Raw genomic sequence first — 9,341 nt, forward strand, 5'->3', positions numbered from 1 at the left:
GGGCACCTGCCACCCGGTCACTGGCATCGCATGCGCTGGCCTTCATCGAAGATGGCGAATCCGGCATCCGGGTCCCGGTGACGGAAATCTCCCTGGACCATCAGGCCGTAGAGGTAGGCGCGGCCGATCAGGGTGAAGTCGGCGCCAAGGGCCAGCGAGGCAACGATATCCGCGCCGCTCATGATGCCGGTGTCCAGCATGATGGCCGCGTCCGTGTTGTCCGCCGTGAAGGCCTGCTTGACCTCCGGGAGCAGGTGGAACGGGATGGGCGCGCGGTCCAGCTGGCGGCCGCCATGGTTGGACAGTACGACCCCGTCCGCGCCGTGGTCCACCACCCGCCGGGCGTCCTCGACGGTCTGGATGCCCTTGACCACCAGCTTGCCCTTCCAGGTTTCACGCAGCCAGTCGAGGTCCTCGAACGTCAGGGTGGGGTCGAACATCGAGTTGATCAGATCGGCCACCGTGCCTGTGTAGCGCGACAGGGACGCGAACGTCAGCGGCTCGTGGGTCAGGAAGTTGAACCACCAGGCCGGGCGGTAGGACGCGTCCAGGACGGTCTTGAGGGTCAGCGCCGGCGGAATGGTCATGCCGTTGCGGACGTCGCGGAGGCGGGCACCGGCCACGGCGGTGTCAACGGTGACCATAAGGGTATCGTTGCCGGCCTTGGCGGCGCGTTCGATCAGTTCCAGTGAGCGGTCACGGTCCGTCCACAGGTACAGCTGGAACCAGTTGCGGCCATTCGGGGCGGCTGCTGCCACGTCCTCAATGGAGGCCGTGCCCATCGTGGAGAGGGTGTAGGGGATGCCGGCCGCTTCGGCTGCCTGGGAACCGGCGTACTCGCCCTCGGACTGCATCATGCGGGTGAAGCCGGTGGGGGCGATGCCCACGGGCAGCCGCGACGGTTTGCCCAGGATCTCGGTGCTGAGGTCGATGGCGGAGACGTTGCGGAGGATGCCGGGGCGGAATTCGATGTCCAGGAACGCCTGGCGGGCGCGGCGCAACGTGATCTCTTCTTCGGCCGCGCCGTCTGTGTAGTCGAACGGTGCCTGCGGCGTGCGGCGCTTGGCGATGTCCCGGAGTTCCCAGATGGTGCTGGCGCGCTTCAGCCGGGCCTCCTTGCTGAACTCCGGCTTCTTGAACTGCATGAGGGGAGCGAGGTCCGCATACTTGGGGATGCGGCGCTTCAGGGCCGCGGGAACGGCGGACGACGGCGCCGGGGGAGTCTGTGCCGGTGCGGCGGGAATGTCCGTGCCATCCGGGGCGGGGATTGTCTCCGGATTGTTGGGCTGGATGGTGTGGGTCATGGCGTCCTCGGTTGGGCCGGCAGGTCCGGTTACGGAACCTTCTGTGGTCTAACCACACTGTAGGTCATGTGGTCCAACCACATCAACTACCATTGGTGCATGCGTACCCACCGGCTTGTCCTGTCCTGGATCGAGAATGAGCTTTCCGCGGGCCGGCTGGCGGTCGGCGGCCGACTGCCGGCGGAGCGCAGCCTTGCCGAACAGCTGCAGGTCTCCCGGACGTCCGTCCGGGAGGCCATCAGGATCCTCGAAGCTTTGGGAGTGGTGCGGGCAGGCGTGGGATCCGGACCGGAGGCCGGGACGGTGGTCATTTCAGATCCGACGGCGGCACTCGGCTCCGCCCTGCGGCTCCACGTGGCCACCCAGCACCTGCCGGTGGCAGACATCGTGGAGACCCGCGTGCTGCTGGAGTCCTGGGCGGTGGCGAAGGCGGGCCCCGACGCCCCGGAGCTGGACGAGGCCGCCGCGCTCCTTGAGGGCATGGCCGCGGAAGACCTTCCGGTGGCGGAGTTCCTGGCCCTGGACGTGCGGTTCCATCTCGCCTTGGCGGACGCTGCGGGCAACGCCGTGGTCAGCGCCATGATGGGCTCGCTCCGGGAGTCCATCCAGGGGTACGCGGCGGAGCTGACCTCCAACCTCCCGGACTGGGCCGCCACGGCGTCCCGGCTTCGGGACGAGCACCACGGCATCCTGGCAGCGATCCGGAACAACGACGGCGCGCTGGCGGCCAAGCTGGTGGCCGCGCATATTGAGGGGTACTACAAGGAAGCCGGGCTGCGCCCGTAGGGGCGCTTAGCCGTGGACCGTGCTGCGGGCGGCCTTGGCCGGGCCGGTGCTGGCGCGCACTTCCAGCCGGGGCTGGTACCGGCTGCCCGGGGTGTCACTCTGCTCCTTGCGGATGAGCGCGCGCAGCTGCTGCCAAGCCTGCTCGCCCAGTTCGGTGATGGGGACCGCGGCGGTGGTGAGGGCCGGCGTCGTGTATTTGGCGAAGGGGATATCGTCGAAGCCGGTGACGGAGATGTCGTTCGGCACGTCGAGCCCGCGTTCATGCAGGCCGCTCATCAGGCCCATGGCTACCAGGTCGTTGAAGGCCAGGATTCCCGTGGCGCCGCTTTCCAGGACGGCGTCCACGGCCCCGTGTCCCGTATCGAAGTCCGAGCCGCCTTCGAGCATGATGACCTCCACGTCCGGATGGGCGGCCTTGAAGGACTCCAGGCCCTGGAGCCGTAGCCCGTTCGATGCACTCCGGGGCGGCCCGGCGAGGAACGCCAGGCGGCTGTGTCCCAGTTCCACCAGGTGTTCGGCGATGTCCTGCACGCCCTGGCCGTAGTCGACCACCAGGCTGGGAACCCCCGCTGTTGAGGTGGTGCGGTTGATCAGGACCAGGGGATGCAGCGAAGGTGCGATCTCCTCCAGCTCGGCGTCCGTCATGCGGGGTGCGCAGAGAACCAGGCCGTCACAACGACGGCGGGCCTCGCCTGCCAGGATGGCCTCCTCGCTGGAGACCTCGAAGGAATCGGCGATGAGGACGCGGTATCCGTCCTGGGCGGCGGCACGGCTGAGTCCCCGCAGGATTGCCTGGAAGGTGGGGTTGGCGAGGTCCGGCACCACGATCCCGATGGTGTCCGTCTTGCCCAGAGCCAGGCTTCGGCCGACCGGGTTGGGCTGGTACTTCAGCTCTGCCGCAGCCGCCCTGACGCGGGCGGCAATGTCGGGGTCCACCGTGAAGTTGCCGTTCATGACACGGGACACCGTGGCATGCGAAACCCCTGCCTTCGCGGCGACATCCGCGATGCCGATCCTGCCGGTTGCAGATTTCCTGACCATAGCGACCCTTCCTTAGCGCCACAGGCCTGCTGGCCGTTACCCGTTCTGCAGCGAACCACAGTGCCCGGCCGTCTGGTGGCGGTGTCCTGAGTGACAGCATATAACGCACTGGGAAAACGATTTCTATCCTTTTCCCATGTTTTCCCAGCGTTTTTCCCGGCAGCCGCAGCTGGCGCTTAGCAAGGGGGGTAGAAAACGCTTTCTTTCAACGCCCAGAATGGTTGACGGATCGCCGCTGCTGTTGATACAAATCATATAGCGAATCGAGAAAACGCTTTCTCAGGCCGGTGCAGCAGTCCGCCGGCCACCTCCCCGGAACGGCCGGTCAAGACGGCCTTATCTTGAGCCTTTGAAAGGGACCCTCATGGTCAACACAGCCGAGCCGAGTTCAGCAGCCACGGTCTCAAATGCCGGCACCGCCACCGCAGCAGCCGCCGCTCCGGGCAACGGCGGCAGGGCCCGCATCGCCCTGATCGGCACTGGTGGGCGTTCGGAAATGTATATCCGCGCAATCTTCGGCAACTACGCCTCCACGGCGGAGCTGGTGGCCTTCTCCGACGTCAACCCCGGCCGGGTGGAGTTCTACCAGAAGCTCATCCAGGAACTAGGTGCGCCGGGCCCGGTTGCCTCCTTTGATCCCGCGGAGCTCACCGCGTTCATCCAGGCCAACAAGATCGACCGCGTGGTGGTGACAACGCCGGACTACACCCACGCCGACTACATTGTGGAGGCACTCCGGGCAGGCGCGGACGTGGTGGTGGAAAAGCCGCTCACCATTGACGCCGAGGGCTGCCGCCGCATCACCAAAGCCGTGCAGGAGACCGGCCGCAGCGTGGTGGTCACGTTCAACTACCGCTATTCGCCACGCAACAGCGCCCTCAAGGAGATCATCCAGAGCGGCGTGATCGGCAAGGTCACCTCCATCGACTTCAGCTGGGTCCTGGACACCGTCCACGGTGCCGACTACTTCCGCCGCTGGCACCGGGAGAAGAAGAACTCCGGCGGCCTGCTGATCCATAAGGCCTCGCACCACTTTGACCTTGTTAACTGGTGGATTGACGACGTTCCCGAGCGTGTCTTCGCCTCGGGCGGACTGAAGTTTTATGGCGACAAGAACGCGGCGGAGCGCGGCCTGGGCCCCCGCCCGGAACGCGGCACCCCCGACGCCGATGCGCCGGCCGCCGCCGAGAAGGATCCGTTCACGCTTGACCTGCGTGAGGACGAGCGGCTGAAGGCCCTCTTCCTGGACAACGAGCACTACGACGGCTACCGCCGCGACCAGGACGTCTTCACCGGCGGCATCACCATAGAGGACAACCTCGCCCTGGTGGTGGAGTACCAGGGCGGCCCGCGCCTGAGCTACTCGCTGAATGCCCACAGCCCCTGGGAGGGCTACCGGGTGGCAGTCAACGGCACCGAGGGACGTGCCGAACTGGAAGTGGTGGAACGTGCCGCCGTCACGTCCAGCACCGACAAGAAGACGGTGGTGGACCCCAGCGCAACCCCCATCGAGGAAGACGACGCCATCCGCCGGAACGGCGAACGCCTGGTGGTCCAGCGCCACTGGGAGGCAGCCTACGAGGTGCCGATCGTCAACGGCGAAGGCGGCCACGGCGGCGGTGACGAACTCCTGCTCTCGGACCTTTTCCATGGCCCGGGCGAGGACCCGCTGGGCCGTCCGTCGGGCTACCTGGACGGACTGCGCTCCGTATCGGTGGGCATCGCCGGCAACCGGTCCCTTGAGTCATCCCTGCCCGTACGCATCGAGGACCTGGACCTCGGCGTCGACCTCCGCCGCGGCGCCTAGCCCCTGCCCTGAACGTTAGGAAACAACCATGAGCAGGATCTTTGTCACCGGCGGCGCCGGCCGGCTGGGACGCAGCGTGGTGGCGGGGCTCGCCGAAGCCGGCCACCACGTCATTTCGGTGGACCGCGACGCCGTGCCCGCCGGACAATTGCCGGCCGGTGCCGTCCAGGAAACCGCGGACCTGCTGGCACCCGGTGAGGCCCAGCGCCTGCTCCGGGAAGCAAAGCCCGACGCCGTCATCCACCTGGCAGCCATCGCTGTACCTTTCAGCGCGCCGGAGGACGTCATCTTCAGCACGAACACCCGCCTCGCCTTCGCCGTCATCAGCGCGGCCACGGAAGTTGGGGTGCCGAAAATCGTCACCGCCAGCAGCCCCACCGTCCTGGGCTACGGCTCACCGGCCGGCTGGCTGCCGCCGTCGTTCCCGCTCGACGAGCGGACACCGGCAAAACCGTGGAACGCCTACGCGCTGTCCAAGCTGATCGCGGAACAGACGGTGCAGATGTTCGCCGCGGCCCAGGGGGAGAAGATCCGCTACGCGGCTTTCCGCCCCTGCTATGTGATTTCGCCCGAGGAATGGGACGGAGCACCTACCCAGCAGGGCCACACGGTCGCCGAGCGGCTGGCAGATCCGGCCATGTCCGCCCCGGCCCTGTTCAACTACGTGGATGCCCGTGACGTGGCTGACTTCCTTGACCTGCTGCTGCAGAAGATGGAGTCCATTCCCAACGGGGAAACCTTCTTCGTGGGGGCTGCGGACGCACTGGCAACGGCGCCCCTGGCGGACCTCATGCCCCGCTTCCTGCCCGGCAGCGAGGCGCTCAGCGCAGGCCTCACCGGCACCAGCCCCGCCTTCTCCATCGCCAAAGCCCAAGCACTCCTGGGCTGGCAGCCCAAGCGGAGCTGGCGTTCAGAACTCAAGTCCCATCCCACCCTCAACGACGAGACCTCCGCGCTGGTGACTGCCGGCACCGGAGCCAAGGAGACATCATGAAATTCGACGCTTTCGCGAGCTCATGTACGCGGACCTTGGCCACATTTCTCCTGTCTCGGTCCGCACCGAGCCAGGCACGAACCGTCTACTTCTTACTGCGGGCCCCAGCCGCGGATGCTGCATAAGGGCCCATTGCAGAGCGCAACAAAGTTGTCATCGTTACGCACTCATCGCTGGGAACTCATCGGGTTTCCATCAGATTTCTGACCCGCTTTCAGGTTGGACGGTTGGTGTCGCAGCCGCCGTGGCGCCTGTGACGATCGGACCTGACGTGATCCGGCGTTCCACGGCTTCGGTTCCGGTTGCTCCCCGAAGGGCGCGTCCGAACGCTCGCCGCTTTACTGCCAGAGCCAGGCACGATTCGCTGGAATGCAGCCATGCACCCCGGCCAGCCATCCGGCGTCGTTCATCCACCAGGACAGCGGTTGATCCACTGCCTTCGGCGACGAGCCGGAGTAACTCAGACCGCGGCCCCTTCTTCCGGCAACCGATGCAGGTGCGTTCCGGTTGACTCCCGCTGGTACGTACTTCTGCCACGGTAATCGTCCTGACGTTCATATCTGCAGGCCACGGACGCGCTCCTTCCCCATCGGAAAGGGCACACGCAAGGCACACGGTTACCGGCCGTAAGGCGCGGTCCTATCTATTCTAGCCCCTCCGGGGCCTTCCACCGGAACTGCCGGCCGGCTCCGGCGTGGCAGGATCCGGGCCGGGCGGCGGGTCAGCTTTCCTTGGCCGTGGCGGCGTCGGAGACGATATCGATGCGCCAGCCGGTGAGCTTCGCGGCCAGGCGGGCGTTCTGGCCCTCCTTGCCGATGGCGAGGGACAGCTGGTAGTCGGGGACAACCACGCGTGCTGACCGGGTGGCCTCATCCGTGATGGTGACCGAATTCACACGCGAGGGCGAGAGGGCGCTGGCGATGAACGTGGCCGGGTTCTCGCTGAAGTCGACGATATCGATCTTTTCATCGTTGAGTTCGTTCATGACGGCGCGGACCCGGGAACCCATTTCACCGATGCAGGCTCCCTTGGCGTTGATCCCGGGGACGTTCGCCTTCACCGCGATCTTGGTGCGGTGGCCGGCTTCGCGGGCGAGTGCAACGATCTCCACGGAACGGTCCGCGATCTCCGGAACTTCCAGTTCGAAGAGCTTGCGCACAAGCCCCGGGTGGGAGCGGGACAGTGTGACGGACGGGCCCTTGGAGCCGCGGTGGACATCAATGACCAGGGCACGGAGCCGGTTGCCGTGGATGTACTTCTCCCCCGGAACCTGCTCCGGCGGCGGAAGCAGCGCTTCCACTGAACCCAGGTTGACCTGGATCATGTGCGGATTATTGCCCTGCTGAATGGTGCCTGAAACCAGTTCGCCCTCGCGGCCCTTGAATTCGCCGAGCACGTTGTCGTCTTCAACGTCGCGCAGGCGCTGGAGGATGATCTGCCGGGCGGTGCTGGCGGCGATCCGCCCAAAACCCTCCGGCGTGTGCTCGAACTCGCCGATGGGCGCGCCGTCGTCGTCGATTTCCACAGCCCAAATGGTCACGTGGCCGCTCTTGCGGTCCAGCTCGGCCCGGGCCTTTTCGAAGGCGCCGGGAGACTTGTGGTAGGCCACCAGGAGCGCCTGCTCGATGGTGGGGATCAGGAGGTCCAGCGGGATTTCACGCTCACGCTCCAGAAGTCTCAGTGCGCTCATGTCAATATCCATCAGGCCTCCTCAGAAGGTCCATTGTGTTCAGGTTCCAGACCGCCCTCATTGAGGTGGCTGAATTCGATCTCGACTTTTCCGCTGCGGATCCTGTCGAAAGGAAGTTTGATGGGGTCGCCCTGCTTGGGCTTCATGCCCTTCTTAACGGCGATCTCCGGGACGATTGTCACGCCGGCGTCGTCCACCGACTGGATGCGGCCGGTGACGTTGTCACCCTGGATGACGTTCACCGTGACCATCCGGCCCCTGGCCCGGTGCCAGTGGCGGGGTTCGGTCAGGGGACGCCCCACACCTGGTGAGGAAACTTCCAGGTCGTAGGGGCGGCTGTCCATGCTGGGATCGTTGTCAAGGACGTCGGACATGACCTTGGAAATGTCTGCGATGACATCGAGGCTTACGCCGCCCGTCTCCTCCTGCGGCAGGTCCACCACGACGTGGACCACCCGGTGGGACCCGGCAACGTTTATTTCCACGTCCTCGAGGTACAGCCTGTTGGCCAGGACAGAGGGTTCAAGGAGCGCCCTCAGCCGGGCAGCTTCCGGATTGTGTGCCGCTGCGGTCCCAGCCCTGCCAGTTCCGGTGTGGTCTGGTGAAGCCGTGGCTTCTGCATTGCTCACGATGCCGGCCGCCTCCCTATAGATGATGTGGTGTGTACTAGCGTAGCTATTTTACCGGCAGAACGGTGCACGGCGATCCCCCTCAGCCGTGGCACCATGGTCTGTTGTGAACGACGACAACCAGGAAAACCAACCACGGATGCGCTATTTCCGGTACGCCGTCATCACCCTCGCAGCACTCCTTGTCCTCAGCCTGGGATTCGCCCTGATTCCCGCGGATCCGCCCGAGCCGCCCGCTCCCCCGTTCACGGAGCAGGCCCGCGCGGCCGCCCTGGCGGACGTCCTTGAACTCCGCGCCTCAGGGCTCCAGCTTGCTGCCGGAACGGTCGACGGCGCTGCTGCCGCCAGCTTGGACCGGGTTGTGACCTTGCTGACCATTCAGGCCCGCGCGCTCCTGCTGCCGGAGGCCGCTGCGTCCGCGGCCCCGTCGCCAACCACTGGCACCCCCACGCCGGCTCCTGCCGGTCTGACAGCTGCCAGACTTGCCACAGCCCTGGCCACCAGCGGTACGGAACGGCTCCGGGACGCGGAAACGGCCGACGGCGGGATGGCCCGCCTGCTGGCAGGGGCAGGCACAGCCCAGGTACTGGCGGCCAAAGAGCTCGCCGCGGCATCCGGCAGCCCCGACGCCGTCGCCGGTATCAACCAGGCCGTGCCCGGTGGCCCAGCACCAACGGCACCGGCCGCGGCGGGTGCCGGCGCCACCGCGCCCGTGACATCAGGATCACCGTCCGCTGGGACAGCTGCAGCGTGCCCTTTTGTCCCGTCAGGCCAGGCTCCCGCCAGCGAGCAGACACAGTCCGAAGAGCAGGCACAGTCCGGAGAGCAGGCACAGTCCGGAGAGCAGGCACAGTCAGCTGGGCGGGCGGGGGCGGGCAGCGCCCTGGCAGCCCTGGCAGCCGCCGAGCTGGAAGTGGTCTACGGATACCAGGCGGCCCTGGCGCGGCTCCCCGCCGATGCTGCAGGGGCGGCGTCGGAATTCCTGGGGCGGCACCAGGACCTTGTGGAGGATGCCGAAGCCGCCAGCCGCCTGTACTGCGCCGTTCCGCCGCCCCAGGAGCCGGGTTACGCGCTGGAGCCCGCTTTCCTG

Annotated in this window: 9 protein-coding genes; 4 read left to right on the forward strand and 5 right to left on the reverse strand. The window is 66.6% G+C overall.

What is annotated here, in order from left to right:
• Nucleotides 1-17: 17 nt before the first annotated feature.
• Nucleotides 18-1,304 carry an alpha-hydroxy acid oxidase gene (locus AC5RTT_RS18670; protein WP_494146442.1) on the reverse strand — a complete coding sequence of 429 codons (1,287 nt, stop codon included), beginning with the start codon at nucleotides 1,302-1,304 and terminating at the stop codon, nucleotides 18-20.
• A gap of 99 nt (nucleotides 1,305-1,403) precedes the next feature.
• Between AC5RTT_RS18670 and AC5RTT_RS18675 the strand changes: the two genes are divergently transcribed.
• On the forward strand, nucleotides 1,404-2,090 hold the full coding sequence (locus AC5RTT_RS18675; RefSeq protein WP_494146443.1) for a FadR/GntR family transcriptional regulator: 687 nt from the start codon (nucleotides 1,404-1,406) through the stop codon (nucleotides 2,088-2,090).
• 6 nt (nucleotides 2,091-2,096) lie between these two features.
• Here the strand turns inward: AC5RTT_RS18675 and AC5RTT_RS18680 are convergent, their stop codons facing one another.
• The gene (locus AC5RTT_RS18680) at nucleotides 2,097-3,131 is read right to left on the reverse strand and encodes a LacI family DNA-binding transcriptional regulator (protein WP_494146444.1); all 1,035 of its coding nucleotides are present in this window, start codon (nucleotides 3,129-3,131) and stop codon (nucleotides 2,097-2,099) included.
• 364 nt (nucleotides 3,132-3,495) lie between these two features.
• Between AC5RTT_RS18680 and AC5RTT_RS18685 the strand changes: the two genes are divergently transcribed.
• Both AC5RTT_RS18685 and AC5RTT_RS18690 read left to right on the forward strand, forming a co-directional pair.
• Nucleotides 3,496-4,938: a Gfo/Idh/MocA family protein gene (locus tag AC5RTT_RS18685; RefSeq protein WP_494146445.1), complete on the forward strand. Its 1,443-nt coding sequence runs from the start codon at nucleotides 3,496-3,498 to the stop codon at nucleotides 4,936-4,938.
• 28 nt (nucleotides 4,939-4,966) lie between these two features.
• Nucleotides 4,967-5,932, forward strand: a complete 966-nt coding sequence (locus AC5RTT_RS18690) for an NAD-dependent epimerase/dehydratase family protein (protein WP_494146446.1) — start codon at nucleotides 4,967-4,969, stop codon at nucleotides 5,930-5,932.
• Nucleotides 5,933-6,127: 195 nt separating this feature from the next.
• On the opposite strand, the gene AC5RTT_RS18695 is transcribed toward AC5RTT_RS18690, so the two are convergent.
• From AC5RTT_RS18695 to rimP, 3 genes are all read right to left on the reverse strand, one after another.
• The gene (locus AC5RTT_RS18695; RefSeq protein ID WP_494146447.1) at nucleotides 6,128-6,490 is read right to left on the reverse strand and encodes a YlxR family protein; all 363 of its coding nucleotides are present in this window, start codon (nucleotides 6,488-6,490) and stop codon (nucleotides 6,128-6,130) included.
• 163 nt (nucleotides 6,491-6,653) lie between these two features.
• Nucleotides 6,654-7,634, reverse strand: coding sequence for a transcription termination factor NusA (nusA, locus tag AC5RTT_RS18700; protein WP_494010453.1), 981 nt, complete (start codon nucleotides 7,632-7,634; stop codon nucleotides 6,654-6,656).
• A complete protein-coding gene (gene rimP / locus AC5RTT_RS18705) occupies nucleotides 7,634-8,251 on the reverse strand; it encodes a ribosome maturation factor RimP (protein ID WP_494146448.1) in 618 nt (205 codons plus the stop codon). Before rimP ends, nusA begins: the two co-directional genes overlap by 1 nt.
• Before the next feature lie 106 nt (nucleotides 8,252-8,357).
• Between rimP and AC5RTT_RS18710 the strand changes: the two genes are divergently transcribed.
• A partial coding sequence (locus AC5RTT_RS18710) for a DUF4439 domain-containing protein (protein WP_494146449.1) occupies nucleotides 8,358-9,341 on the forward strand: 984 nt, incomplete at its 3' end.

Source organism: Arthrobacter sp. Y3221157 (assembly GCF_059089865.1).

Excerpts from the sequence above, each read along its gene's own strand:
- AC5RTT_RS18670 (WP_494146442.1), bottom strand. The coding sequence starts at position 1,304 with ATGACCCACACCATCCAGCCCAACAATCCGGAGACAATCCCCGCCCCG.
- AC5RTT_RS18675 (WP_494146443.1), top strand. The coding sequence starts at position 1,404 with ATGCGTACCCACCGGCTTGTCCTGTCCTGGATCGAGAATGAGCTTTCC.
- AC5RTT_RS18680 (WP_494146444.1), bottom strand. The coding sequence starts at position 3,131 with ATGGTCAGGAAATCTGCAACCGGCAGGATCGGCATCGCGGATGTCGCC.
- AC5RTT_RS18685 (WP_494146445.1), top strand. The coding sequence starts at position 3,496 with ATGGTCAACACAGCCGAGCCGAGTTCAGCAGCCACGGTCTCAAATGCC.
- AC5RTT_RS18690 (WP_494146446.1), top strand. The coding sequence starts at position 4,967 with ATGAGCAGGATCTTTGTCACCGGCGGCGCCGGCCGGCTGGGACGCAGC.
- AC5RTT_RS18695 (WP_494146447.1), bottom strand. The coding sequence starts at position 6,490 with ATGAACGTCAGGACGATTACCGTGGCAGAAGTACGTACCAGCGGGAGT.
- nusA (WP_494010453.1), bottom strand. The coding sequence starts at position 7,634 with ATGGATATTGACATGAGCGCACTGAGACTTCTGGAGCGTGAGCGTGAA.